General features: G+C 52.0%; 21 protein-coding genes. 6 read left to right on the top strand and 15 right to left on the bottom strand.

The window, feature by feature from the left end:
- Positions 1-122: 122 nt before the first annotated feature.
- The 3 genes from OOF89_RS16455 to OOF89_RS16445 form a co-directional block, all read right to left on the bottom strand.
- Positions 123-845, bottom strand: a complete 723-nt coding sequence (locus OOF89_RS16455; RefSeq protein WP_266080693.1) for a ferritin-like domain-containing protein — start codon at positions 843-845, stop codon at positions 123-125.
- A 435-nt stretch (positions 846-1,280) separates the two neighbouring features.
- Positions 1,281-1,439: a hypothetical protein gene (locus OOF89_RS16450; protein WP_266080692.1), complete on the bottom strand. Its 159-nt coding sequence runs from the start codon at positions 1,437-1,439 to the stop codon at positions 1,281-1,283.
- A gap of 435 nt (positions 1,440-1,874) precedes the next feature.
- The gene (locus OOF89_RS16445; RefSeq protein ID WP_266080691.1) at positions 1,875-2,048 is read right to left on the bottom strand and encodes a hypothetical protein; all 174 of its coding nucleotides are present in this window, start codon (positions 2,046-2,048) and stop codon (positions 1,875-1,877) included.
- Positions 2,049-2,518: 470 nt separating this feature from the next.
- Here OOF89_RS16445 and OOF89_RS16440 point away from each other — a divergent pair, with 470 nt between their 5' ends.
- Both OOF89_RS16440 and OOF89_RS16435 read left to right on the top strand, forming a co-directional pair.
- On the top strand, positions 2,519-2,674 hold the full coding sequence (locus OOF89_RS16440) for a hypothetical protein (protein ID WP_266080690.1): 156 nt from the start codon (positions 2,519-2,521) through the stop codon (positions 2,672-2,674).
- 393 nt (positions 2,675-3,067) lie between these two features.
- The gene (locus tag OOF89_RS16435; RefSeq protein ID WP_266080689.1) at positions 3,068-3,514 is read left to right on the top strand and encodes a VOC family protein; all 447 of its coding nucleotides are present in this window, start codon (positions 3,068-3,070) and stop codon (positions 3,512-3,514) included.
- A 158-nt stretch (positions 3,515-3,672) separates the two neighbouring features.
- Here the strand turns inward: OOF89_RS16435 and OOF89_RS16430 are convergent, their stop codons facing one another.
- Positions 3,673-3,966 (bottom strand): hypothetical protein, encoded by a 294-nt coding sequence (locus tag OOF89_RS16430; protein WP_266080688.1) that lies wholly within the window; start codon positions 3,964-3,966, stop codon positions 3,673-3,675.
- Positions 3,967-4,180: 214 nt separating this feature from the next.
- Between OOF89_RS16430 and OOF89_RS16425 the strand changes: the two genes are divergently transcribed.
- Positions 4,181-4,732 carry a winged helix-turn-helix domain-containing protein gene (locus OOF89_RS16425; protein ID WP_266080687.1) on the top strand — a complete coding sequence of 184 codons (552 nt, stop codon included), beginning with the start codon at positions 4,181-4,183 and terminating at the stop codon, positions 4,730-4,732.
- 59 nt (positions 4,733-4,791) lie between these two features.
- Positions 4,792-5,310, top strand: coding sequence for a hypothetical protein (locus OOF89_RS16420; protein WP_266080686.1), 519 nt, complete (start codon positions 4,792-4,794; stop codon positions 5,308-5,310).
- Positions 5,311-5,330: 20 nt separating this feature from the next.
- Here OOF89_RS16420 and OOF89_RS16415 read toward each other — a convergent pair whose 3' ends face one another.
- Positions 5,331-5,909 (bottom strand): hypothetical protein, encoded by a 579-nt coding sequence (locus OOF89_RS16415; protein WP_266080685.1) that lies wholly within the window; start codon positions 5,907-5,909, stop codon positions 5,331-5,333.
- Between the two features lie 785 nt (positions 5,910-6,694).
- On the opposite strand from OOF89_RS16415, the gene OOF89_RS16410 reads away from it, so the two are divergent.
- Entirely contained in the window at positions 6,695-7,213 is a 519-nt protein-coding gene (locus OOF89_RS16410; protein WP_266080684.1) for a DUF7342 family protein, read from the top strand.
- A 461-nt stretch (positions 7,214-7,674) separates the two neighbouring features.
- Here the strand turns inward: OOF89_RS16410 and OOF89_RS16405 are convergent, their stop codons facing one another.
- The 4 genes from OOF89_RS16405 to OOF89_RS16390 all read right to left on the bottom strand — a co-directional run bounded on the left by OOF89_RS16405 (position 7,675) and on the right by OOF89_RS16390 (position 12,952).
- Complete coding sequence (locus OOF89_RS16405) at positions 7,675-8,394, bottom strand: ATP-binding protein (protein WP_266080683.1); 720 nt, start codon at positions 8,392-8,394, stop codon at positions 7,675-7,677.
- A 751-nt stretch (positions 8,395-9,145) separates the two neighbouring features.
- Positions 9,146-10,636: a hypothetical protein gene (locus OOF89_RS16400; RefSeq protein WP_266080682.1), complete on the bottom strand. Its 1,491-nt coding sequence runs from the start codon at positions 10,634-10,636 to the stop codon at positions 9,146-9,148.
- Between the two features lie 73 nt (positions 10,637-10,709).
- On the bottom strand, positions 10,710-12,542 hold the full coding sequence (locus OOF89_RS16395) for a hypothetical protein (protein WP_266080681.1): 1,833 nt from the start codon (positions 12,540-12,542) through the stop codon (positions 10,710-10,712).
- A 68-nt stretch (positions 12,543-12,610) separates the two neighbouring features.
- Positions 12,611-12,952: a hypothetical protein gene (locus tag OOF89_RS16390; protein ID WP_266080680.1), complete on the bottom strand. Its 342-nt coding sequence runs from the start codon at positions 12,950-12,952 to the stop codon at positions 12,611-12,613.
- Positions 12,953-13,197: 245 nt separating this feature from the next.
- Between OOF89_RS16390 and OOF89_RS16385 the strand changes: the two genes are divergently transcribed.
- Complete coding sequence (locus OOF89_RS16385; RefSeq protein ID WP_266080679.1) at positions 13,198-13,566, top strand: helix-turn-helix transcriptional regulator; 369 nt, start codon at positions 13,198-13,200, stop codon at positions 13,564-13,566.
- An 88-nt stretch (positions 13,567-13,654) separates the two neighbouring features.
- On the opposite strand, the gene OOF89_RS16380 is transcribed toward OOF89_RS16385, so the two are convergent.
- From OOF89_RS16380 to OOF89_RS16355, 6 genes are all read right to left on the bottom strand, one after another.
- Entirely contained in the window at positions 13,655-14,242 is a 588-nt protein-coding gene (locus OOF89_RS16380) for a metal-dependent hydrolase (protein ID WP_266080678.1), read from the bottom strand.
- Positions 14,243-15,067: 825 nt separating this feature from the next.
- Complete coding sequence (locus tag OOF89_RS16375; RefSeq protein WP_266080677.1) at positions 15,068-15,985, bottom strand: DUF6454 family protein; 918 nt, start codon at positions 15,983-15,985, stop codon at positions 15,068-15,070.
- A gap of 279 nt (positions 15,986-16,264) precedes the next feature.
- Positions 16,265-18,541, bottom strand: a complete 2,277-nt coding sequence (locus OOF89_RS16370; protein WP_266080676.1) for an alpha-N-acetylglucosaminidase — start codon at positions 18,539-18,541, stop codon at positions 16,265-16,267.
- A gap of 241 nt (positions 18,542-18,782) precedes the next feature.
- Positions 18,783-20,714 (bottom strand): alkaline phosphatase D family protein, encoded by a 1,932-nt coding sequence (locus OOF89_RS16365; protein ID WP_266080675.1) that lies wholly within the window; start codon positions 20,712-20,714, stop codon positions 18,783-18,785.
- 354 nt (positions 20,715-21,068) lie between these two features.
- Positions 21,069-23,633 carry an alkaline phosphatase D family protein gene (locus OOF89_RS16360; RefSeq protein ID WP_266080674.1) on the bottom strand — a complete coding sequence of 855 codons (2,565 nt, stop codon included), beginning with the start codon at positions 23,631-23,633 and terminating at the stop codon, positions 21,069-21,071.
- 356 nt (positions 23,634-23,989) lie between these two features.
- A complete protein-coding gene (locus OOF89_RS16355; protein ID WP_266080673.1) occupies positions 23,990-25,786 on the bottom strand; it encodes an alkaline phosphatase PhoX in 1,797 nt (598 codons plus the stop codon).
- Positions 25,787-26,139: the final 353 nt, after the last annotated feature.

Raw genomic sequence — 26,139 nt, 5'->3', positions numbered from 1 at the left:
TCAAGAGAAACGACTGATCTGTGGGCTGCCTTGTAGCAATACAATGGCATAGAATTCGACAATCGATGTTACTACTAGCCAGAGTAAGTCTAAAAGAAAGATTGAGCGCGACTGATTTCGACTTACTGGTCGACGATGAATTGTCCGGCTGCAGCCAAGACTTCTTCCATGGTTTTCGGTTCATCGAACGCCGTCGGAAACGGCACATCCGCGTTGAGAATGTTCAGATACGAGGCGTGACGGGCTTCGACCGTCGCAATCGTCGCGCCCGCCGTTTGGAGGTCCGGATTTTCGATGAGTGCAATCGCACCATCATACGCCGAGACACCGAGGTTTTCGAACGTCTGGGCAAGCACGAAGTATTGTTGGACACTATCGAGCGGGAATTCGAACTCCAGCCCAGAGACGGGCGTACCACCGAGATCGGTGATAACCTCGGTGAGCCGTTTGACGTGCGTCTGTTCATGATCTCGAATGAGGTTGAAGTAATCGTACGTCGAACATTGGAGCGATGTGCCGAGGCGCTTGGCGGCGTCCGAACTCTCAATTTCGCTCTCAGTGAACATCTGTTGCCCCCGTGTGTAGAACGTGGCCTCTAGTTGTTCGAGTGTAAGCGCGTAGTTCAACACGTCAATATCGGTCATCTTATCATCGTCCTTGCACGTCGAATCATCGCCGTGTGCACTACCGACACCGGTTGCCGCAAGCGAGAGCGCTGTCGCACCGGCCGCGGTTTTCCCGAGGAAGTCGCGTCGGGAGTTGAGTTGCTGTTTTGCGTCGGTACACAGGTCTGTGATTGAATCAATGGTCTGCTCGTCTGTTGGGGGATCGTTGTTTGAGGTCATAACTGGGTTAGTTTCGCAACACCACCTGATTCCGCTGAGAAGTGGCGTGACCGCTCCTACTCCTCTACCGACACAACTAATAAACCGAGGTGACTGTTCAATCAGAAATCAATTGCCTTAGAGTGATAGTGTGGTACTATCGAGATTGTAGACCCCACCAGTAGAATCCGGAAGGAACAACAGGCAAGACCTGATCCAAATTGGAGCCCGGCTACGTACGCACTCAAACCGAATCTGAGCAAGATGTGATACTGGAAGAACTGTCGACAGTGGATGGGAACAAATGAGCAAACCTCACTGTGTATTCATTCTCTATCGTAACTCGGAGTACTGTTCCAGACAGACTAATGTCTTCATATTGTTAAGAGTTGTTTGGAAGGTGACATTGTATGTTAACTCATGACAACGTACATGGCATTAGTCACCATCCGCGAATCAATCCAGAATAGTCAGGAGTTCACTTCTGTCTGGGGAGATATCCGCGTTGACGATGTCTTCCCACATCATTCCCACGTCCTGAAGACGACTTTGGACCTGCTCTACCTCGTCACTCTGCAAACGCTGGATGTGATACGAGGACAGCTCTGGACACATGCACTACAGTTGCCCCCCGTCAAAGCTTAATCGCTGCGATCGTCCTCCTGGACAAATCACACATGGATTAGTTCGAGGGTCCCGGGGTGTGTGCACTTCCGCTTATGGATTTCATGAGTAGTGAACACGCAAAACATTGGTAGCTAAACAAGGATCGACAAAGCGGACGTGTTGATGTACACCTGGCTGCTCGCCGCCAATACCTAGAACAACGGCGTCACCGCCAACGCCGCTTCACTCTACGTTGTCGAAAACTTGGACGTATTACCCGACGACCTGCCACGTGGTCGCCCGCGAAATTTGACGACGTAGTACAGGCGATTCGGTTCTTCCCTGCGACGACAGCGACTACCTGAGCGGTGTTACGTCGAAGGGGACGGTAGTTGGCTTCTAGAAAAAGAAACCACCGCCCCTCCCGACCGAATGAGATACCGCCTAATCGGCGAGAAATCCCGGAAGAATCGCTGCCATCCCCATCATCACGACGACAGCGATGGTGAAGGCGAATGAATCACCGAGATTCACGGATAGAAGCGTCGAGTAGAGTAGGTACCCAACCGGAATTGCGACGACTGCGACGACGGCAGTGACGAGGGTTTTAGATACCATAATTGATTAAGAGAAACAGTAAATATAAATTTAACACTGGCAGACTTTTTGGCAGGCCTTCATGCTGATTCCCGTGTAATCACACCTGTAGATACCGATAACAGCACAGGAACCAGCAACAAACGCACCATAGGCGAGTCCACCGAGTCCGCCAGTCGGAACTGCCAGCAGACCGTGCAAGATCCAAATTGGGGCACCACAACTTCGTATATGGATTGTCATCATCGGTGTCGATCAAGTGGTTCCCGACCGACAGGCGTTCTGCGTTAGCTTCACTCGAAATTTCGAGTTGCAGTTGGAAGGGTATAAATTGGCAAACCAATAGTTAGTATTTCATACTAACCCACGAATGACCTCACCCACATGTGACTCTACTCTTCGAGCAATCGAAACCCGGTTCTGAAGCCTTCTCGTCGTGGCAACGGCTGACACCCCGAACACCTTTCCAACCGCAGTACCATCTCTCTCTCATGACGATTCTCGCACTCGCAGAGACAGCGCATGCACCCGACCCGGACTGCGGTCTGAGCGAGGGGACCATTCGAGCCGCAGAAGAGAAAGACGTCGCCCCAAGCGAGACGGATCTCCGACTGTGTCCAGACTGTTTCCCCGAGCGAGCACTCTGATAAGTAACTGTTTACGACTGAAACCGATGCCCTCTACGACGTTTGTGAATACATTGAAAACCCCTTATCACGCGTTGGTCGACAACGTCTCATTTTCAACCGCCGCTGCTAGTCCAGTGTACGACGGTCACGATCGCGAGCGTTGATCGTCGACGAAAAACGATAGTCTCCGCTCCGGGCTCTGCTGAAACCATCAGTAGATGACATATTCGGCGTGCAAGATACAGTTCAAGGGAACATCGATGCCCCGACCCGAGTGGACGTAAGGAGAGCCTGGAACCGGCTTGCCTGCCTTAGCAGTCGGGGCCGGTTTACGGTCGCGACGAAACCTCCCGCCACGTTTCCCCCGCCAGCGACGCCTATTTGCGCACCCTTCACCTAGTTTATTCGGCCATGGCGATCAAGCAAATGGACAACGTCCTCATCGTGGTTGAGGATCTCGAAGCTGCAAAGGCGTTCTTCGCGGAGCTCGGCATGCAGTTGGAGGGCGAGACGCGCGTCGAGGGAGAGTGGGTGGACCGCGTTGTGGGCCTCAAGAACGTCCAGAACGACATCGCCATGATGCGGACCCCCGACGGCCACGGCCGCGTTGAGCTCGCGAAATTCATCACGCCCGAGGCCACCCACGACGGATCCGAGGAACCGGCGGTGAACACCCTGGGAATCCGCCGTATCATGTTCGCCGTCGACGACATCGATGAAGTCCTTGACCGCCTCCGCCCCCACGGCGCCGAACTCGTGGACGAAGTCGCCCAGTACGAAGACGAGTACCGCCTCTGCTATGTACGCGGCCCCGAAGGCATCATCGTCGGGTTGGCCGAGGAACTCGACGGAGCCTAGTGGGTTGCCCGCTGTTTTTCACCGAAACTCAAGGAGATCGTCTTTCGTGTTCGCCTTAGCGTCGCACTCAGCCGCACGCATCGTCGCATCATCGACCATTCCAACGATATCCGCTGCGCTGCGATCCGCTGCCGCTCAGTCCCACCGCTACTCCCTTATCAGGTACGGTGTGATTCGAGACTCTCGAATATCTTCTTCCCCTTTCGTGTTGCAAGTTCCGATGGTGGGGCAACGCGATACGCGAGTTCGGTTCGATGCTGCTCATCGTTTCGTGAGTCGTCACGAAGAATCGCGACCAACATTCCATCAGACGATCGCAAGAAGATGCCGTCCTCGGTGACTGACGACCGCAGCCCCTTCAATGACTGGTCAACGAGTTCTTGGGCTTCTGCTGGCTCGATTGTGAGTTGCACGGTGTCAAATTCTGGTCGATCGCGAGTCGTTGCTGTCATGCTTCGTTTTCATCGGGCTAGGTGCTTGTAAACCCATCTCTCACCAACTCGTTACGGGATAGTGAACGAGAAACTGGCGGCTGCCTTGCTGGTTGCTGTGGTCTTGGCCTGAACGTATTGTTTGCTTTGGTGACTATGTGATACGCCAGTAGTTATCGAGATAGACTATTTTATCTACGGAAAGATTATCACACGTAGGGTCGAAGAAGTACTGATGACGGATTCATCGTCGGATTCAGGAAAAGGGACAGATCCGTCCTATGTCCAGCGGTGGAAAGAACAGACGACGGGCTTCGATCGAGTGCGATCAGTAGCGTTCGCACTCCAAGAGCCACGGACAGCAGGCTGGATTGCTGACGAAGCATACGTTTCGGAACCCACGACCCGAAACCATCTGAGCCGACTCGTCGATCTTGGGATTCTCGTCACGGACGATACGAGTAACGGGCGAACTTACTATCCAGATCCGATTTACTCGCGGTTAACCGCACTCCGCGAGCTCGTGAACGAGAATTCAGCAGCCGAACTCGCTGAACAAGCCGTTGCGATACAGCGCGACATCGAAGCGTGGAAACACGAATACGAGGTCGATGATCCGTCTGGCCTCCGAGCGACCGTCGCTGGTGAAGAGCTTGCTGCCGAAGAGGCCCGTACTCGTCTCCAGCAAGCAGACGATTGGGGATCCGCGAAGTATCATCTTTCCTTGCTCCGAGATGCCATTGATCACTATGACACCTACACTGCTCGCCCCTCTGCCTCGGCATGACTGATTCATCTAAAGGGCCGATTCTAGCGGCGCACCGTCAATCAGAACGAGACACAGAAGTGAGGAAATCACGCTTACCGCTTCGGTCAGATGGTGGATCACACAACCCGGATGAGTCAGCCGAGAAACGTCACCGTATCCTTCGAGCACTGCGAGAACAACTGGATCATCATCCAGCAATCGCGAACGCACATGGCATTCCAGATGGGTACTACGCCGAAGTGCGGACAGACATCGATCCTCGGTATTTCGGACACGACGCGGACACTGCAACGTTCCGGGTGACATGGCACCCAAACCCGACGTTTCCACCAAGAACTAGCCTCGAAGACCGCAAACGCACATCGCTGACCGCTAACTTTGCCTTTCATTACAGCGAGTCCTCGGGATTTGATTGCGGATGGCATCTCGAACCAAATCCGCATGTGAGCGGTCATCTCCACTCTCAAGAACGGGAGTCACCGGACGAAAACTACGTCTATGACGAGTTCACGCTTACCGCGACCTCGGTTGTTGGAGTGCTCTGGGAAGTGTTGGACGCTCTCGAAGCTCGACTACGGGAGGAAGAGAGTCCGTAGAAGGGACGATCCTGTTGAACTTAGAGAAAGCGATTGACAATCGTCTCTATCCGCCCTTTGATTCCGCTCTCGCCCTGGACTGTTCCATCATGGTCGATGGTATGCTCAACCCCGTACTTCTCAACCAGCAGCTCCTGGGCGTCTGCATTGTACGCAACAGAGAAGTCATTCTGCTCAAGGCGCTCGATAACTGGCGTGAACTTGTCCGGTGGTTTCGCTTTTTGCTCAGTCAGCTCTGCAGCCGTATTCGTTTCACTTTCATTCTCGTCGGCGGGTGCTAATCGCGGTTCGGGAAACCCATACCGATGGACGCCATTGTCTTCTACACCGTTGAATAACTCGTCTGGCTCGACATTTTGCCATCCTTCCCAATAGCCGTTCAGCTCGGAGCGGAACGAAATGATGACTAATTGCGTGTCGGCTGGATACTCCGGATTCGTGTCGGCAGTCGTCATCGGTCCGTCGCTGGTCGAAAATTCCCAATCCTCAATTGTTTGCTCAGGTGGTCTCGCAATGACAATCCCCACGTCTGGATCGTCGTCTTCGGTGTCGATCACCCGATCCCCGACTGACAACCGTGTCATGTCAGAGTTACTCATACGGTCGAGTAACCACTGATGCCGTATAAATCGATGGGCAGCGTCGAGTAGTATAGAATACTAACCTGCGAATAACCGATTGACCACTCCATGGCAATCTGCTCACTCACAATCAGGGGACGTAATCGGAGAATACTGGTTCTGTTAAAATCCAATCTGTTCGACGGTCATTCGGGTGAAACTGCGGTTAACACTATGTACTTATATAGGGGGTACTGACAGAGTCGAAAGATTCCAATGAGCACAAAGAGACCCACTTTGTGTCTGTTCAAGTTCTTTGAGTACCCGCTCAACGATGCGACTCACATGCTTATCCAGCAGGCTCTTCGCTGAGGCAGTCACTGACCTAGTTCTTTCGGTTTGAGCGAATAGGCGTCGATGGGCTCAAACATAGCATCGTTCTCGTATCTCTGAACATGTATCTCATCCACGTGTGAGTAGTAGTATGAAAGAGCTTCAGACATCTCCGTGAGCGCGATATCAAGATGATCAGCGATATATACAGGAGACTGACTCTTGTCAATCACTCTCGCTGCGATGTGACGAACGCCGATGCGAGTCCCGTTGATTGCGAGAGATCGTCATAGGTCGAAGTACGCCGCAACGTCAATAATATCTTGTCAGCTTCGTTCGTTCTCATACAATGGAAAATCCAATTTGGTGCCGTCAATCACGTCGATTCTGTAACATCAGCATGCTTAACGAACATACCTAATGGACTAATAGAGAGTGCATATAGTTGCACTCTCGATAGAATTATTGCACTTCGCAACCAATTACCGAGTATGACTGACGCACCGGGAACCGACGTGTGGAGAGAAAACACGAGTGCGTTCGACCGCGTTCGCTCGATCGCCGTGACACTCTCGCAACCACGCACCGCCGACTGGATCGCCGAAGAAGCCCTGGTCGCTGGGAATACTGCCCGTGACCATCTTCAGCGACTCGTCGATATGAACGTCCTCCAGACTGTTTCGGGTGAACAGGCAACGCTCTATCAGCCTGACCCGCTCTACACACGGATGCGAGCACTCCGTGACTTGCTGGATGACCGCGATCGCGATGATCTCATCCAGTTGCGTGCTGACCTCCAAGAGCAAATCGAATCCTGGCAACATGAGTACGATGTCCGCTCCCCAGATGGCCTACGTGAACTGGCTGCGCAGGTAGAGACAGCTGCGGAAACACGAGAAGTGTGGCAGGTCGCGAGTGACTGGGATATCGTCCGGTATCGACTGCGCCTTATCGAGGATGCGATCGAACACTACTCGGATTACTCGGGCACAGCGCCTGCACCTGCCTAACGTGATTACCCATGTTTGCTGCTGACGGTGGGTATGATGCTGGAGAGGCGTCACACGACATACTGCTCGAACTGCGAAGAAACGTTGGGAGACACCCAGGCGTGACCGAGGCACGCGGTGTTCCAGATGGACAGTTCACTCGTATCCAAGCGACGCTTGATCCCACTGTATTTAGTGGATCGGCTCGGTCAGGGTCGCTCACGATCCGATGGTTTGCCGGAGAGGCTCCAACCGAACGAGCCGAGTTTTCATTTCACTATAGTGACCCGTCGAGATTTGATTGCGGGTGGCATTGCGAGCCAAATCCGCATGTGAATGGCTGGGAACACTATCAAGAGCGAGAGACACCTGCTGAGGAGTACACATATGAGTCAGTGGCGTTTGGAAGTGAACATCCTGTGCGGGTACTGTGGGAAGTTCTTGATCGGTTAGAGACGGTACTCCAGCGTCGGTGAGTTTGGTCAACGACACTCAAGGAGATCGTCTTTCGTGATCGCCTCAGCGTCGCGTTCGGCCGCACGCATCGCAGCATCATCGACCATCCCGACGATATCCGCCGCGCTGCGATCTGCTGTCTGTTCAGCAAGCGTCTCATACTCGTCGTCATCGAGATCCGATGGGAGTTCACGAAGTCGTACGCGGAAAATCAGTTCCCGTGCCTTTTTGTCGGGCAGACCCACCTCATACTGCTGATCAAAGCGACCACGACGCGTCGCGGCTTCATCAAGCAAGTCCGCACGATTCGTTGCTGCAATAAGCAGAAAGCTCGGGTCTTCATCGTCCAAGTGTGCGAGAAACTCGTTGACGACTTGGGCGTGCTCCCGGTGAAGATCGTTTCCGCGACCCGCGAGGAGTGCGTCAATCTCGTCGACGAAGATCACACACCGGTCGAATTGCTCGGCCTCATTGAACAACTGATTGACTTGCTCAGTGGACTCATTGACCCACCGACTTTTGATATCGCCAGCACTCAGCTCGAGGTATGGATGGCCGAGTTCGCCAGCAATTGCTCGAGCGAAGTGTGTTTTTCCGGTACCGGGAGGGCCATGCAGGAGGATACCGTTTGGTGGCGAGACGTTGAACCGCTCGTAGGCAGCATCGGTGTGGGAGAGCGGGCGAAGAACTGACCGCATTATATTGCGTTTGAGGGTGTCCATGCCACCGACATCGCGAAACCTCATGGTGGGTGCTGACCGCCAGTCAAAGGTGAGTGCTGAAGATGGCTGATTACTGGTCGCTCGACGACTCTTATCGGGATTATCAGTAGAGGATTGGTTTTTTTGAAATTCTCCGTGTGTCTGCTGACCAGACTCGCTCTCTGTTAAACTCACCTGCTGACTCTTTGTTGCGTTTGTGGAATTATTTGTTTCCTGATCTTCAATTGCTGAAAGCGTCGCATACACTGGAATTGGGATACACACGAGCCAGCTAAGTCCTATCAACCATGGGTTATCGAACATAGAGGCAACGTGAAACGGCTGCAAAATTGCTGCAAACGCAGGAAAAACGTGATTCCAAAGCGGGAGAAACCAGAGTATGGTTAACAAAGATGTCCCAATTATCATCCCAAAGAGATCGCCCACCTGACCACGATTATTCTTTCCAGTAAGAATGTCTATAGCCTCTGCTATCGCACCTGAGATCATCGTTGGCAGATACCAAATACCAAGGACGCTAAGAACCGCTGGAATGATAACTCCTATTCGGCTTGTTAATTTTCCAGCAACTATGAACACACCAACCGGAATGAAGAGATAACATACTGATGTCAAAGTAACCATTAGCAAAAATGGTAGGATCGTGTTGAGAGCGCTAAAAAATCGTCTCTTAGTTGCGGAGTTCTTTCCTGTGGTGGACGTAGTGTTTTCCTGGCCGTCCATAGTTCAGTTCATCTCTTCTTTTTAGCTCTTAAATATATTCTGTCAACAAAATCTACTTTGACCGATCTTTACTAGTAGATGAGCCAGACCATTCGTCCAAGGTATATTGATTTGCTTTCGTTTTATCATCGTTCACACCGATGATTGGGTCTTCGCGATAATGTTCCAGGCCTGCCTCTGCCCAATCGAGAGGTGAGCGATCGAGATTCCGTAAAGTGAAGTTGGTTCCTGCACGGGCGTCTTTCACTGTACGTTTTCCAGCTTTTTTCCCATATTCACTCATTCCCTTTTTCTTCGCCCATTCCGGAGTGACCGATGAAGCGGTAGATCCAATACCTTCTTTTGTTTTTCCAACAGCGGAACTTGCCGAGTTGATGGACCCTGTGACTTTTCCTCCAGTAGCGCGATTATCGGCCTTGCTAATCGCGGATCCCGCTGCAGCACTCGCTGTTGTCGCAGCGCTGCCGGCACGTTTCCCACCAAACCGAGCCTGCTTCATGATACTCGCACGGCTCGACTCCTGCGACCCGCCTGTTGATGCCGACGACCGACGTCCAGAGGTCCGTTTTCGACGACTGCGGATCCGACCGGGGACAAAACCCGATGACATGGCTGTTTTCAACCCATAGACGGCAGGCGCCACCAAACCGATTAACCAGAAGAGGAACGACTCGAGAACATCATTAAACGAACCCGGATCCGACCCTGCAGTGGCTGCTGCATGTGTAGCTGTGCCAGATCCAGTGGCACCGATCGCGGCAGCGCCAACATACATGAGGGCAGCCATGAAGATTCCTGCGAGAAACAGCGAGAGCGTGGCGTTGATGAACATCTTCGCGGCCTTCGCTGAATCCTCGAACGGCCCGAAGTCGAGATAGAGCATCACTGCCAGAATCGGCAGTGTCACAAACATCGCGACAAAAAGGAACTCCCGAATCACCAGCATCGCAAACAACAAGAGAATCCCAGCAATGGAGGTTACACTCAGAATCACCATGCCGACTGCGACGACACCTGCTGAAGCTGCTGCACCTTCCATCCCGGTTTTGAGCACTTGCGTCCCGAATGCGCCATAGCTCTCGGGGTAGATGTAGGCGATGACCGCGTTCACGAGCAACAGGCCGAAATGCATGAGCTGGCGACCAACGGCGACGAAAATAATCGCCTTGAGTGCTTTCCAAACCAGGATGACACTATCCACGTCGGCTTTCTTTGAAAATGGCTGTGAGGCAAAGCCAGCCATCACCACGACCACCAACAATTGGGGAAAGATACCCAATAGGTGGTCAAACGCCTGGAGGTACTGCGGATCGGTATAGGGGCTATCGAAGACCAAGAAGGTGTACACGCCGCCGGACATCAACAGTCCAACAAAGCCCATGAGCTTCGTCATGAGCCAGGTGAACAGATCCGCGATCCATCCGGTGAATCCAGCGGCAAGAACGAATGACGTCATCTCTGCGGGGAGGTGGCTGGCGTCGAGTACGAGCTTGGGAACACTGTGAACGATGGTTGTGCCGTGTGATTGGAGGGTGGGGATCATTGGGTGTCAAAAAGATGGTGTTTGCTTGTATATCAATACCATCGCGTAAAAATATTTTCTTAGTCTTTATGAATTATCGTCGGCGGAGATAGTGAAATGGAAGATAAAATAGCACAAACGCGATGACAGCCACGAACCCCTTACTCAGTGCCACCAGTGCGCTATAGATGTTAAACGGTGTTGGCGCAAATCGAACCTGGTTGTGCGATGGGGCGTAGTAGATTCCCTGCGAATCGTTGGCGACACCGCGAAACGTGGCCTCGACAGCACTCTCATCACGCGTGACGACAGCAACACCATCACTGTTGGTGGTGACACGGCCCTGGACGGCCCCGTGAAGGTAGATCGATTGGTTAGTGATCGGGCTCCCGGTCTGGGCGTCAGTGAGTTCAATCCGAACATGTCTCTTATTCTGTTTCGTTAATGTGAGCGAGGCTGGGTGTTCGGAGACAGTCCTCGTTTTCAGTGGAATTGCATCGCCGTGAATATCGTAGAGCGTGGTGAGTGGCTGATCGACGTTCGTGATGACTACACGAGTGGACGCCCGTGGTGGAACCGATGAGAGGTTGACGGTCGGCTTAAGCGGTACAGCCTTTGGAGCAAGCGGAACAGTACGAACGCGACTAACAGTCGCCGTCGACGCTGTCTGGGAGGCTGTGCGAGCGATTGCTGGCTTGCTTCGAATGGCGATCAGCTGTTTCTCGAGCACGTCTGGTGGCGGGACTGTTCGCTGTGAGGTCGTGCCGAGTGGCGAGGAGCGATTGACTGGCCTGTTAAGCGGGATTGACGGCTGTGATGTATTGAGTGAGAGCGTCGTGTTGGGGCGTTGGGTACCGATCGTTGCATTCCGGTAGCGATGCTGGGAGTAGATACCCCATACATTTTGGAGGCGCATTTGTCCCGATTTGAATGTCGCGTAACTCCAGTGTCGACGATTGGTGACTGTCGTGGGCCCGTCGAGGTGGAGAATAATCCGTTTGAGGTCGCCGTTGTCAGTAACGAGAGTTTGTGTTGCGTTGAGCTGCTGGTTCGGTGTGATCACGACGGGCGCTGCATCGCGAACAGTATGCGAAAGGAGAGTCGTATTTGAGGTCACATTCGTTTGCTCCCACCCCGAACTCGTCCGAATTGAGACGGTCTTGTGAATGGCCAACTGCGTTGTGATTGTTCCTTTCACGACCATTGTCGTGCGTTCAGTCGCCTGTGCGTTCGTGTATGTGAGCGGCTGCGATGCTCTGGCTTCCTGTGAAGTCTCTCCAGTAGACCATGTTTGCGAGCCGATTCTGAGTGACCGGTTGATTGACTGGCTCGTGATGGAGTAATTGATGCAGGTCTTGGTGCCATTCGTGACTGTACAGGTCTGATTTGGAATCGCCGTCGAGTAATCGAGCGAGGCGAGAAGAGACCCGTTTCGGGGAAGCAAGAAGAGATTTTGTGATGATGTGTTTGTTCGTCCCAGACGGGTTTGGGTTCCGTTCTGTGTCCCGAGGATCGTCACATGCGCATTTGTGACGACGGTGCCGTTCGTACGATTCGAATCAGGAAACCACACGCTGGTCGACCGATTGTGCGGCAGGTTCTGGAGGTTGTTATGGCGATACTCGGCAAGCGTCTGATTGTGAGGCCCGACTTCGTAGGATGGCTGGGACGTTGCATACGTGAAATCACGAGCGCGACTGGCATTCGCTGCGGAGATATTCGGGGACTGGAAAATCGTACGGAGGTCTGGCAGAATGAACGGCGGCAGTGCGCCGATGGTGGGGTCTGTGTCATCAGAAACGAAGACGTCAGTGGCGTTCGCGAATCGGTTGGTGCTGACGCCAGTTGCAAATGAGCTCAGCAATAGGAGCAACACAATGAGTCCAAGAATGAGTGGCCGAAGACGTGTATCCGAGAGTGGTGGCATTCGTGGGGAAAGTGCTCAGGGCGATGGTCGGTCGATGATATACGGGAGACGAAACTGACGCACCGTCGTTAGAAGAACGGTGGGACGATCACCCCCGGAGCAAGGTTTTCAAAGAGAGTGACGAACACATTATAGCTGACCGAGAGTACAATCATCCCAGCGCCACCCCAGAGGGCGCGCCAGCCCCACTGTGTGCGACTTGCGTTCCGCCCGGAGACGAACCACAGCGCTGCGCCAACGAGAAAGACGATGACCCCGATTTGGCCCAGTGTAGTTGCGACGAATTGCTCAATCTCACTGAGCGAGTTGTTGATCTCGCTTTGTTGAGCGGCGGCAAGACCGGTACTGACACCGAAGGCGAGCAGGGCAGTGACCAGAGACGTAATTCGATGGCGGAATGGGAAGTGCATACACGGTTTCGTTCTTTTTCCCGTGATAAAAACTTTAGCCCTTATGAATAATATACTGAATTTTATCTGGCGTGGGGGAGCAATCTGGGCTCATTTTGAAGATGGTTTCGGACGATCAAGATAGTCTCTACTCATCTTCTCCCAGTAAAGACGAGCGTTGATCCCGTATTCTTCCACGTGTTTTACATTGATTATTCACTATATATTATAGTAGGATTTAAGTAGCGAAGATTAGTCACTCTAGTATGACTAATTCAGAATACGATCAAGGCGACTCTGCTGACAGACACGAGAACAAATCCACTCTTGATTTTGCGTCCTATAATCTCCCGACTGATCTCACTGCCTTTCAGGCACACTTGTTGTGCGTCATCTACCGCTTAGGGCCCGCTGAGGGTGTCGATCTGCAGGAGGCGTTGGAAGACATCTATCCCGAGCCGATCAATCACGGGCGATTATATCCTGGCCTCGATCGACTCGTGGAGAAAGGGTTGATCTCGAAGCAGACGAAAGCAAGCGATAAGCGACGAAACGCGTATGCGACTGTCGGTCGTGGCGACTGGGCTGTCGAAGAGTATCACCGATTCATGCACGATATTGTGACGCCAGAGTAGCCATCAAATCACCTCTTACTGCTGATTGTCGGTCTCACGGTCGGTCACATCATCGTCAACGATAGGACTTGATTCGGGTCTGATTCTCTTACGGAAAGGCTCCTGCGAACGGAGAGAGTGCGAAAATGACTGTCACCATCGCGAGCACGCCAAGCAGCAAGAAGATAGTGTTTGTGAGTGTGCTCGCCGCACGAAGGCGTGAAAGTGAGATCCGCCGTCGAGAGAACGGGAGGAACGGCTGGATACCACTGACTGTGATGATGTCGCCGGCAAGATGGACACATATACCGAGAACACCGATGACAAACCCGAGTCCGGCGAGTGTCTCGGGAGTGAGTGCGGCAAGTTGCTCAGTCGCGATTGTGACTGCCGTGATATTGGTCGCTGGAAGGACGGTCGTCTGCAGCCAGTGCGCAAGTGGGACGGTAAGATACCGTCCAAGAACCCAGCCACACCCGGCACACACGAGTCCGACAATGCAAGCGGTCAGCAGCGAGTGACTCACGCCACGGTGCGAAAGTCCAGGTATCCAGTGGTCATTGTCAGGAAGAGGTTCAACGAAGAGTAGGCCAAGAGCGAGCAATCCAGCAAATGCGAACTGACCATTTTGGACGAGTGCATAGGAGATTGGCGCAAGAGTAAGGAGCGTAATGCCGATGTGGCCATGTCGGTACATGCTAGGTCTCCTCTATGTCTAATTCGGACTCGTTCTGCTACTAGTATAATAGTTTTGTATCAATTGTAGACATCACTAAGACAATAGCAGAGAACTATGGATGTCAAAATCCAGTAATCAGAACAGTTGCTTAAGTAGCATAGGAAAGCAATAGCCGTTAGTATCCTATACTAACAAACGTCTGCCGCTGTTTTAGACGATTCCCCTGAAGATGCCTACGTGTTCGTCAGAAATGGCGGACAAAATGACGACAGAGACACTGTCGCATGGTGTTTCCGTTGCACTCTTCACTACCGGAGCGACGATCATTGCCAGCCAGTAACCTTCTGGATGGATACTCGTCGCTGCTGGAGTAGTGGTAACAAGATGGAAACAGGGCGAATGAAGCTCTCTAAGCAGACTCGCCCAAACGTCGCATTTTTATTGTTTTCGTGACGCCGAGCACCCGGGCTCGACAGTATACGATTACATGCAAACCCACATCAGTTTTTCGCGTGGTCGCTCATTTGTACGGAAATTAGCCAGAATAGTTCAGAATCTTGTCCATACACCCTCAGTTGAACGGCAATTTATTATTCATTTTGAAAATATAGAGTTATACATAAGCAAAGTCAGATGAAATATAAAGAGATGATTAGTAGGGAGGCTATGCATAATCTGCCCTTGATTGTCAAGGGCAAACCAGTCAGAATTTGGTTCACGAGGTTCGAACCTGATTGCCATACTCCGTCATCTATCGCACCGCTCATTCCGTGCGGCACTCACACTTAGTGGGAGTATCTCCAACTCCCATTTGACCTCAGTAAAAATCAAAAATTCCGAGTTTCATCGGGACTGAGACGTGTTAATCTCGTAAGTGAACAGATGTGATGTATTATCTTCCGGTAAGAAGTAGAAACGGAGACTATCAGTGCGTTCTTCGGCTAAAAATGGGTTTCGAGTCATTACCATTCCATCGGGAGTCCACTCAGTAACAGGAACCTGATATTCCGGCGTGACTGAACGGAGATCCACTAAGTCGATGCCACCGAGTTGGACGTCGGAAGCATTGGACGGCTGATAAACGGCTACACCAGAACAGAGTGCTAGGTCATCGCCGATGTACTGGCAATCTTGGTAATCCACGTAGTGTTCCGGATTCTGAATCGCTTGTTCTGTCAGTGGCTTATTCTGATTGATGATCTCTCCGGTGCCAGTCAGATTCCATCGATAGAACGTTCTGGATCCCCAATTTACACCGTAGAGAGAATCCCGGTCGGCATTATAGATGAGTCCACCGATGTGGTCGGCAACCCGAAACACAGGGGTCGCTTCCATCGACTCAGGGTCGACGCGATAGATAATCGAACGGCTGTCGGGGCGATACTCGGCCACTGGAACCCACAGATAGTTTCCATCATAGTCAATGCCGCCCGGGTGGTAAATGGCTTCTTTGCCGAGTTCGATTTTGTCAACTAGCTGCCCTTGTTCATTCATCTTGAAGAGATGCCCGACACCACGACCAGGGCTATCATTGTCGTCATCACGCTCTGTATAGCGACCCGGAAGCTCCAGGACTTCAACAGAGGAGAGAAACAGCTGATCGCCGACCTTACTCATCCCCTGTGGATGGTACGTATCAAAATTAACTTGCTGTTGACTTACCTGTTGCCACTCTGTGCCACGAGAAAGCGTTTTGAATTTCTCTGCAAGTGAATTCTGCCGTGGACCCCGGGCGTGAGTTGGTGTCCGCTGTTCGGACATACCCTTTGATCGATTCTCGTTCTTGGCTGCTACGGTGCTACTTCCGAGTACAAGCGATCCGAGTCCGAGAAACGAGAGGTATGATCGTCGGCTGGCTCGTGGGCTACTTTGGAAATCAGCTTGATCCTGGTCGTCGGAATTACTCATTACAGTAGCACCTATCCAAGGTATTGAAATAAAATTTGGGATACAATAGACAAACATTGTCAAAGATAGAAATTTAGGTTCTGTATTCAACGCAAATCCAAAGTATTATCAAAATAGTGCTCTCTCTTCAGCTCAACAATCACTGCCAAACGGCAAGGGATCATCGCGAATTTCTTCGAGTACGCGCTGGGCAATTTGATGGATGTCACCCGTCGGCTCGATCGCATAGTCGTTTTGTTTCTGGGCCCACCTGCTTTCAAATGAGTACCAGTCGATCTTGTCAGGTTTGCGGTTCTCAACCAATGCAGCCTCTCGTTCATCGAAGAATTGTTGCCATCGGCTGTAATAGAAATCATCAAGCAATCCTGCCCACTCTCGGTTCGCATAATCGTGGAGCACGGAAGCGACGTCCTGATTGCCCCATACAGTGATGAGTGACCGGGCGTCGTATTCGAGTCGCGCGGCTTCTTCTTCACTACTTGCCATCGACCTCGCATCTTTTACCCACGGTCCGAGCAGCATCTGTTCATGTGTCGAGACAACTGCGTCCATCAGTTCAATGTAGCGCAACCATAGGTCAGCGTATTCACGAAACTGCTCAATATTTTGCTCGTTATACGCGGTCTCGATACGCGGTATCAGGTCGAAGCTGCGGTTCGAGAGTACTTGTCTCGTGACATCCATGAGATCGTATCTATACGCGCTGTTGTCTCGGTGAGCGGGGTCAACATTTAGTAAGGCAGGAAATGCACGAGCAAATTCTGCGGTGTCATATCTCTGTGAGACCGTATCGAAACTCGGTCGAGAGCCATAGAGCCCCACCTGTGCCATCGTTCGTGAACCATTGTCCGGCATCGAGTATGCTGTCTGTGCGAGCGCACGCCATGCTGTTACGGCATCTTCATCCTCGCTACCATATCGGAACCGCGTCCAGGTCTCGAACCAATCGTCGAAATCGACAGGTTCGTCTCGCCACGCCAACTCGGTAAAGAATTCAAAAGCCACGGGATTGTTGTCGACGGCTTCTGGCATCATCGCAATCCCCGAGAGCGCACTATTTGACTTTGTGTGCCACTGCCAGAATTTCTCATTCCAGACGGCCATGTTGGCGCCCATCGTCGTATTGCCACCGAAGTTCCAGATAGTGCCGAACGCGTATGGTGTGCCGTTCCATTCTTGTTCTCGGTTCAGATCGCTATACATCTCCGAGATACCGTCAAGAATGAGCATCTTGCTCGTATCGACCGCTTCAATCGTTTCGGGCAATGGATTGTCCCGCCATCCTAGGATCGCCCAGGTCGCATCAGGGTGTGCATCTCGAAGCCCTTTCTGCACTGCTTTCGAAGCGGCACGAACATCCACATTGCCAGCTGTCCCTCCTTCATGGAGTAAGTCCATTTTGTACATCGAGGTGTCGCCAAACAGTTCGGATTGGTGACGATAGAAGGCTTCTGCGACTTCAGAAAAGTACTCGCCTGTGGGATCCAACCATCCTGGTCGTTCGAATCCACCTGCCCACGTTCCCTGCGGAATTACGTGTGCATCTGAGTGTTTCTCGTCGAAGTCTCGGGGAACCGTTCCGTAGTACCCGGGGAAGACGGGTGTCATCCCTAATTCACGGAGTCGTTCGACGATTTGCTGTCCGAGTCCAATCCGCTTTTGAATGAGTTCCTCGGAGATCGGGTTGGCGAAACAGCACATATTCTGCAGGAGCCACCACGGCTGATGCGCCGGATTCGGTATCCAGTTGCGCACTTCTGTTTCACTGTAACCGAATTCTTGGAGCGCATGATAGTAGACTGCTTCTTGGCCGGGGTACACGAGGACTTTGTTGATCCCATGTAGTGCTAAGAGATCGATTTCGTGTTCCCAATAGTCCCAGTTTTCATACGGTTCAGTGTACCCATCGGTGGTGTCGTTGAGTGCAAATCGATTGTCCACCGATGCGTCTTTGCGAATCGATTGTGACGGTGCAGGGAGTTTGTTTGGGAGATTCAACTGTGCACCATTCCATGTGATATTTGCGCCGACGATGTACTTCAGGTACCAATTAAAGCCAGTAAGAAGGACAGCCGGACTCGTGCCTTTGATAACGGGCCGGTTACCACGCGCCCCAATTTCGAAATAATCGGCTCCGTCCTTTGTTGGTCTCGCTTCGAAGTCGATTTGGTTAACGTACTGTTTGCCACGAGTGGTTTGGTTACTGTGCTCAGTCTGAGTAGCGAGCATTCGCTCAATCGCACGTTTTGCGGGTGTGACGTCAAATGGTGGTTGATCAGATGTTTTGAGGTTTTGCTTTTTGGATGTTTCTTTGCCGGATGAGCTGCCACCGAAGGATGAGATGCTAATTCCTGCAGCCGCCATCGCTTTGAGAGCGCTTCGTCGGTTGACATACTCTCTGTTCTTCATACTGGTGGATATTTCGAATAAGACTATATGCTGTTTTATATTATCTATATATAGTAGCAAATTATAAACAAAGATGAAATTGAGAACCCATTGCATTACAAAGGTTCGTTTTGACTAAAGAATACTTCACGTACGGGGCTGGCCTCAGGTTCGAGTATTACAGGTGCCAGTCTCGCTAGCAATTCCTATCTGACTCTGCCACCCATCCATCAAAAAATCTAATCACCGACTATCATCGATCTTAGGTCGGTTGATAGGATTCTTCGTCGAGAATGATGCCCTCGTCGTTGGCAACGACCACTGTGTCAGGGTTACTGTTGTTCAGGACTGCACCGTCCCATCCAGTATAGAAGGTCGATTCAGTATCTTCGCCACTTCCGTTCCGGACAGTGATCGTCTCGCCTGCTCCAAGGATGACATCACCAAACGTATAGTTTTGTCCGCGTCCGCCTTCGAAGCTGAGGATGAAGTCCGTCATGTCGATCCCCGAATCACCTTCGTTCTTCACTGTGGCGTACTCGTTGTTGAGGTCTCCTTCCTGATTTGGTCGAATATCAGTGATCTCAATGGGTTCTTCCTCTGGTCGTTCAGAGACTAACTGTGCTCCTGGATTGCCAGCCTCGGTCACGAACGACGCGAGGGTGTCGATCGTTGCGCTCTGTTCCTCAACGGTCGAGACGACTCGATAGTCAGCCTGCCACTGCTCGGGCGTCAGCGTGCACCGGACGTAGCCACGGCCGACATTATAGAATCGTTGCCAGGGTTCGCCTGCCGATGGGCCGTACTGAGTGAGTCCAGACGTATCTCCAAACGAGGAGATCGACGTACCCACATATTCGGTACCCACTGTTTCGGAATCCGGATTCGAAAAGTCGGCTTTGAGATTGTAGGCATAGTTGCGGTGAACGTCGCCAGTGATAACAACCGGATTAAGATCTGCATCATTGGCCATCGCATCAAGTAATGTTTGCCGATCGGCCCGATATCCGTCCCATTTGTCACCACCACCAAAGTCCACTTCGGTCGGGTCCGCATTTTCGTCTGTCGCCGCGACGGGAACTTGATTCGCAAGGACGTTCCACTTGGATGCAGACTCATTAAACCCATCCAGCAGCCACTGTTCCTGTTCGTCACCGAGAATGGTCCGTTCAGGATCTTTTGCCTCTTCGCTGGAATGGGTCTGGTCATCACGGTACTGCCGAGTGTCGAGCACGTTGAACTCGGCGAGCTGGCCAAACGTAAATCGACGGTAGAGCGGCATGTCGGGACCATCGGGCATCCGCGAGCGGCGTATCGGTTGGTGCTCCCAGTAGGCCTGGTAGGCAGCGGCCCGCCGTTCAAGGAACTCTTCGGGCGGAGTACCTTCGTCGATCTCGTCAGCATAATTATTTGCCACCTCGTGATCGTCCCAGGTAATGAACCAGGGGAAGGCTGCGTGGGCGTCTTGGAGGTTCGAATCAGACTTGTACTGTGCGTGTCGAATGCGGTAGTCAGCTAAACTCTTGATCTCTCGCGGTGGTTCATGGCCACGACCAAATGAACCCTGTGCACCGCCTTCGTAAATATAGTCGCCAAGGTGGAAGACCATATCTAGATCTTCCTGGGCCAAGTGTTGATGCGAGGTGTAGTATCCTGAGGGATAGTTCTGACAGGAAGCGAATGCGAAATTGAGTTCGTCAATCTCCGAGTCAGGTGCTGGCGCAGTCTTTGTCCGACCGACTGGACTCTTGTTCTGCCCAACGTGGAATTGATAATAGTACTCGGTGTTGGGCTCGAGCCCCTCAGGCTCAACGTGGACAGAATGAGCGTGTTCCGGGCGGGCGTACGCCGTGCCATCTTTCACAACCTGCTGCATGTTTTCACGAGTGGCTACCTTCCACGTGACTGGAACTTTCTTGTCCGGCATCCCACCATCAGCTTGGAGTGGTTCTGGTGCAAGACGCGTCCAAAGGACAACCGAGTCCGGAAGAGGGTCACCAGAAGCGACACCAAGGGTGAACGGATCGTCGCTGAATTGACCCGTGTTGTCGTTTTTCGCTGTAGCAAGTCCTATCGTTCCGAACGTCGTCAGCCCGGCCACACCCGTTGCCGTCTGAAGGAACTCACGGCGGTTAGAGGAGGAAAGTTTGTTTTGTTGAGCATCCATCTTATTGTTACTGTCAGTTTCTGCCATTTTATCCGCATGAAGAGCATAATCGTCCAAACATGAGCGTTTATAATAGAGCTCTATGGATGTATTTCCAATGCGAGGATATAGGAGAAATAAATTCTCGTCTTAGTAGTAAGAGAATCACATATACCTATATAAGAAATAATTCTACTGTAGATGTTATTTACCAATTTACATATAAGGTTGTTTTACCGTGTCGTTGATCAACGGTAGAAAGGAAATTAGTGCAATAAATCTATGGAATGAATATACTTATAATTAAAATATAATTATGGGAATAATTCCAATCGAACGAATGAATACCCGCCTTATTCCTATGTCGGTTCTTCCAAAAATCGATTATTTAGATAAAACAGTTCAGTATTTATTTGACAGTTCTGCTATTTTCTCTGCGGAGAGAGCCGTACTATAGATGGATGTGGCGTCGATGTGACCACCAAAGTAGTTCCCAGTGGTATCCCACACGTCCTGAGACGAGCTCCCACCGGAGCGACCGATTTCGCCTTCGTCACCGTGGGAAGAGACGCTCTCGAAGCCAACATCCGCTTTCGATGCTACTTCACTTCCGTCAACGTAGAGTGTAAGCGAGCCCGTGTCAAACACCACAGCAACGTGTACCCAATCCGTCCGAGTGAACGGGTTTTCGATAGTGCTTAGGTTTCTATTGTCAATCACACCGGCTTCCAGGGTGTCGTCTTTGATACGCATCCCCAGGCCGTTCGCGCTTCCACCTTCGTCGTAGATGCTTTGTGTCCCTGCCGTCGAATCAGGCTTCACCCACATGGATACTGTTCGTTCGGTGAATGCATCATGGAGAAAATCGCTACTCGACGTTCGGATGTAATCGTCGGTCCCATCCAATTGCAGCGAGTACTCGCCTTCGACAGCGGCTTGATCGTCATATCTGGCACCGTTTCTGAGCGAGAAGGTGTGATCGTAGCTTGAGCTGTCCTCGTTACTATTCTCGAACTTCCAATACGCAATCTGAACCTCACTCATCTGCTCCTGAAACACATGCCGATAGCTTTCGCTCCCGATATCGTATGTTGTTTCTAATTCAAGTTTCACGTCACCATCAGGTGTGTCGTCAGGGGTTACATTCCAGCTTGTGGTGACAGTTTCACCATTTGAAACGGTATCAAACTGGGTTGCGGTATTAGCTTTCACAGACCATCCATCTGGGAATCCTGAGACATCGAGATTGACACCCTCCATTGTGTTTGCCTCGGCGTCCGCACCTGCAGGATTGGTAAACGCGGCGGTGATTTCAAACGATTCGGCCGACCCACTAGATGAATCATACGAATCAGGAGCAGTGAAGTCAACCTGCGCGGTGATGAGTTGTGCTCCTGGATTTCCTGCTTCGGTAAGGAATGAGGCAATGGTATTCACGGATGCAGTCGGCTCTCTGACGGTTGAGACGACTCGATAGTCAGTGCGACACTCCTCGGGCGTCAGCGTACACCGGACATACCCGCGGTTATTGTTGTAGAATTTGCGCCACGGGGTGTTTTCGCGATCACCATATGTTGTCGTGCCACTTGAATCGCCACCCGAGGAAATCGAAGACCCGACATATTCAGTTCCGACCGTTTGGGAGTCGGGATCCGAGAAGTCAGACTTGAGATTATAGACGTAGCTTCGATGAACGTCGCCCGTAATGACGATTGGATTCAAATCCGGATGCTCGGTCATGGAATCCAAGATGGTTTGCCGGTCGGCTCGATAGCCATCCCATTTGTCGCCACCACCGAAGTCTACTTCGTCAGGATCCGAGTTGTTATCCCTTGCTGCGAACGGAACCTGATTTGCTAGGACATTCCACTTAGAACTAGAACTGTCGAATCCGTCAAGCAGCCACTGCTCTTGCTCATCGCCGAGGATTGTTCGCTCGGGGTCTTTTGCTTCCTCGGACGACGAGGTTTGGTCATCGCGATACTGCCTCGTGTCCAGCACATTGAACTCAGCAATTTCACCGAAAGTGAACCGGCGATAGAGAGGGAGATCCGGGCCGTCAGGCCGTCGCTTTCGGCGGAGGGGCATGTGCTCCCAGTAGGCCTGGTACGCAGCGGCTCGTCGCTTGAGAAACTCTTCAGGGGGCGCACCGTCGTCCTCGTCAGCGTAGTTGTTCTCGACTTCGTGATCATCCCATGTGAGGATCCACGGGAAGGCGGCATGTGAGTCTTGGAGGTTTGGATCCGTCTTGTGCTGGGCATGACGGATTCGGTAATCAGACAGGGTTTCACATTGATGCGGTGGCTTATAGCCACGACCAAGAGAACCCTGTGCGTCTCCCTCGTAGATGTAGTCGCCGAGGTGGAATGCTACATCAAGGTCTTCCTCAGCAAGGTGCTGGTGGGAAGTGTAGTACCCGGAGGGATAGTTTTGGCAGGAGGCAAACGCAAAGTTAAGTTCGTCAACCGCTGAACCTGGTGCTTGTGCGGTTTTCGTCCGACCGATTGGGCTCTGGTAGGTGCTTACTTTGAATTGATAGTAGTACTCGGTGTTCGGTTCCAAGCCCTCTGGTTCAACGTGCACGGAGTGGGCATGTTCTGGGCGGGCATACACAGTGCCGTCTTGGACGACATTCTGGACTTTGCCATTCTTTTTGTTCGCTGCGAGTTTCCACTGAACTTCGATGTTTTGATCGGGCATGCCCCCATCAGCTTGGAGTGGTTTCGGAGCAAGGCGCGTCCAGAGCACGACCGAGTCAGGAAGAGGATCACCGGAGGCAACGCCGAGTTGGAAGGGATCGTCGCCGAAACGGCCAGCTTCCTCACTCTTTGCGGTGGCGAGGCCAGTGGTTCCGAACGTGGTCAGGCCTGCGACGCCTGTTGCATTGCGCAGGAAGTCGCGTCGTTTAGTAGAAAGAAAGGTGGTTTGTTGGGCATCCATCTTATTTCCATTGTCAGGTTCTGTCATTTTACGCACACAATAGCTCAATCGACCAAGTATGAAGGTTTATAATAGATCTATATCAACGTGAGTCTAGTTTAGAAGGGTTTAGATTAAGCAATACATCTCTATATGCGTGATTATATTTTTGATATATTATACCATGATGAAGTGCCAGAAGAGTACCACGGAGGAATCTATGACTGACAAAATACTTGGTTAGCCAGCGTTTCTAAGGATCTGACCGCTCATAAAAATTTTATCGCTGCAGTACCTCTGTTATTAAATTATTGACATAGGTTTGCGGATGACGAATCGTTATTTACTGCAAAAAATCAAATAAGTGTTGTGATCGTTTCGGAGAATATTTCACAATTATGTGATTAACTCGGGTTGTACACCCAGATCATGTTTGGTGGGTCGTGACCCTCATTACCGGTGTCTTCACCGATGATCACTCGACCGTCATCCATCACGACGATGTTGTCGGGTTCGGAAATCGTGTTCTCGGGATCATAGCTCTCTTGACTCGAGAATGCCTGCTTCATCGACTGCATTCCTTTTCCGACCATGCCACTCTCGTCCTCCTTTGTAGGGTTGTGTTCACAGTCCTGGCAGACAGTGCTGGCCGAGTTAGGTCGAGCATCGTACGGACAGCCACCACAGATATTCGCGTTCGGGCCACCCGTCACGACCGGCTCCATTCGGCCCACGTTGTAGTCAGCACCGAGTTGCATGCGATAGACCGCTCCCCATTCGTTGCCCTCAAGTCTGATTTCGTCCTGCGGATCGTCGTGCTTCGCCGGCGCATCCTCGTTCGAGAGCATCGTTTTGTTTGTATTCGACATCGCCATGTACAGATAGTCGCCGGGCTTGGCGTTCCGCTTGATGTTCACGCCTTCCATCTTGCGGAATTCGTTCGTCGCGCCCTTTGCGGCGGCCGCTTTGCGCGCTTCGAGGAACGCGGCTCGATCGTCGTCCGCATTTCCGCGTGCCCATCGAGCAACTTCTTCATCGGTGATGTAGTCGGCATTCGTTCCCGGCTCTTGGTCGTCGTACTCGGTGATCCACGATTCAATCTGATCGTTCGTGCCATGGGCGAGTTCGATCCATTCGAGATCGAACCCAGTGGTTGCGACGTCGTTTCCGGCGTCTTGAGTTGCTTTTGCAGCGTAGAGCGTCCCGGCGGAGAGATCGCCGGGGGTGTCTGCCACGAACTTGAAAAAGACCGTCCCGGTGCCATCGTCGCTCAGGTACACCGTTTGTCGGTCTGGCATCACGACCGCGTTCTCGTGCGAGAACCGGCCCATTGCAAACTGCTTGACGGGCGTTGCATCGCCAGTCGGTTCATCAATTTCGATGACGTAGCCGTACCGATACGGATTCGCTGTCCGGCCGAGGTACTCCGACATCCGCTCGCGCGCGCCGTTGCCTGGATTGTACCAGTCAGCAGCACTTGGCTCGTATTCTTCGGAGGTCAGTGGTGTAGTCCACGGCGTAACCGTTCCAAAGCAATTGTTCCAGGTGCCTTCAACGTCACGGAAGTTGAGGTTCTGGCTCCCGAGAACCTCCCATTTGTGGTTCGTGCTTTTTCCCTGTCGACCGCGCATTCGAAGGTGGAGTCGGCTGACCATCCCGGGTCGAGTCTCCCAATTCGTAAAGAGATAGCCTTCGTTCGGATGGTCGCCGGGAATGAATCCGTTATAGTCGGGACTATTTCCGTCCGTCATCGGTTCACCGTCTGCGGAGTACGGGATACCGAGTTTCTTTCCGTTATCCGTCTCGTCGCCGCCGGTCGCTAGCGCTTGATACTGGCCGACGGCAGTGTGAACCGTTTCGGCTTCTTCTTTGTTGTCAGGAACTTGTACGCTTGCAAAATCCTGGGGAAGGGCGTGCAGGTTCGCTCCGACGAGTGCTCCGACAGTACCCTTGTTATAGGGTTTGTCATTGGCATCACTGGGGTGTTGGATGTTGAAGAAAAACCGACCAGGCTGTGTGAGATACATCCCGGTGATTTCTGCGCCTCGAACCGTGGTTGCCAAGCGGTTGAGCGACTGTTCGTCCTCATGGTCATGGTCGTCATTCCCGCGACGAGCGGCCGCGGAGGTGCTCGCGATACCGCCTAACCCGGAAACAGTTAGGATAGCTATTGCGTCACGACGAGTATATTCACCGGACATCGCACTAAGAAAGAGAGAAAGCGTTCTTGAACGTTTATAATAGATCCTCGGTTCGTCCAGTGTGACACTATTTCTCACAGACATCATGGTTGAGTACGAGAAAAACAAAACTGACGATCCCTGCCTGCAACTAAACGGCTTGCTTGACACCAACGATATTGACATTGGTGAGGATAACTCCAAGCCCAATCCCGGCGAATGTAGGCAAACTGGTTGAGATATTGATGAGCAGAAGTAATCTCGTTGGGCGGGCAGGGACGAAATCGTGCCAGCCCTGCTGGTTTTCCGAGAGCTGAATCGGGTCACCCGTACAGTATTTCTCCCTGGATGAAAGTGTACCAGCCTCGCGTTCC

This window comes from Haladaptatus caseinilyticus, assembly GCF_026248685.1.
GTDB lineage: Archaea > Halobacteriota > Halobacteria > Halobacteriales > Haladaptataceae > Haladaptatus > Haladaptatus caseinilyticus.
The sequence above is the reverse complement of the archived record's forward strand: the minus strand, read 5'-3'. Positions and strand labels throughout refer to the sequence as shown.

What these genes read in the sequence shown, in the direction of transcription:
- OOF89_RS16455 (WP_266080693.1), bottom strand. Translation starts at nt 845, where the DNA reads ATGACCTCAAACAACGATCCCCCAACAGACGAGCAGACCATTGATTCA.
- OOF89_RS16450 (WP_266080692.1), bottom strand. Translation starts at nt 1,439, where the DNA reads ATGTGTCCAGAGCTGTCCTCGTATCACATCCAGCGTTTGCAGAGTGAC.
- OOF89_RS16445 (WP_266080691.1), bottom strand. Translation starts at nt 2,048, where the DNA reads ATGGTATCTAAAACCCTCGTCACTGCCGTCGTCGCAGTCGTCGCAATT.
- OOF89_RS16440 (WP_266080690.1), top strand. Translation starts at nt 2,519, where the DNA reads ATGACGATTCTCGCACTCGCAGAGACAGCGCATGCACCCGACCCGGAC.
- OOF89_RS16435 (WP_266080689.1), top strand. Translation starts at nt 3,068, where the DNA reads ATGGCGATCAAGCAAATGGACAACGTCCTCATCGTGGTTGAGGATCTC.
- OOF89_RS16430 (WP_266080688.1), bottom strand. Translation starts at nt 3,966, where the DNA reads ATGACAGCAACGACTCGCGATCGACCAGAATTTGACACCGTGCAACTC.
- OOF89_RS16425 (WP_266080687.1), top strand. Translation starts at nt 4,181, where the DNA reads ATGACGGATTCATCGTCGGATTCAGGAAAAGGGACAGATCCGTCCTAT.
- OOF89_RS16415 (WP_266080685.1), bottom strand. Translation starts at nt 5,909, where the DNA reads ATGAGTAACTCTGACATGACACGGTTGTCAGTCGGGGATCGGGTGATC.
- OOF89_RS16410 (WP_266080684.1), top strand. Translation starts at nt 6,695, where the DNA reads ATGACTGACGCACCGGGAACCGACGTGTGGAGAGAAAACACGAGTGCG.
- OOF89_RS16405 (WP_266080683.1), bottom strand. Translation starts at nt 8,394, where the DNA reads ATGAGGTTTCGCGATGTCGGTGGCATGGACACCCTCAAACGCAATATA.
- OOF89_RS16400 (WP_266080682.1), bottom strand. Translation starts at nt 10,636, where the DNA reads ATGATCCCCACCCTCCAATCACACGGCACAACCATCGTTCACAGTGTT.
- OOF89_RS16395 (WP_266080681.1), bottom strand. Translation starts at nt 12,542, where the DNA reads ATGCCACCACTCTCGGATACACGTCTTCGGCCACTCATTCTTGGACTC.
- OOF89_RS16390 (WP_266080680.1), bottom strand. Translation starts at nt 12,952, where the DNA reads ATGCACTTCCCATTCCGCCATCGAATTACGTCTCTGGTCACTGCCCTG.
- OOF89_RS16385 (WP_266080679.1), top strand. Translation starts at nt 13,198, where the DNA reads ATGACTAATTCAGAATACGATCAAGGCGACTCTGCTGACAGACACGAG.
- OOF89_RS16380 (WP_266080678.1), bottom strand. Translation starts at nt 14,242, where the DNA reads ATGTACCGACATGGCCACATCGGCATTACGCTCCTTACTCTTGCGCCA.
- OOF89_RS16375 (WP_266080677.1), bottom strand. Translation starts at nt 15,985, where the DNA reads ATGTCCGAACAGCGGACACCAACTCACGCCCGGGGTCCACGGCAGAAT.
- OOF89_RS16370 (WP_266080676.1), bottom strand. Translation starts at nt 18,541, where the DNA reads ATGAAGAACAGAGAGTATGTCAACCGACGAAGCGCTCTCAAAGCGATG.
- OOF89_RS16365 (WP_266080675.1), bottom strand. Translation starts at nt 20,714, where the DNA reads ATGGCAGAAACTGACAGTAACAATAAGATGGATGCTCAACAAAACAAA.
- OOF89_RS16360 (WP_266080674.1), bottom strand. Translation starts at nt 23,633, where the DNA reads ATGACAGAACCTGACAATGGAAATAAGATGGATGCCCAACAAACCACC.
- OOF89_RS16355 (WP_266080673.1), bottom strand. Translation starts at nt 25,786, where the DNA reads ATGTCCGGTGAATATACTCGTCGTGACGCAATAGCTATCCTAACTGTT.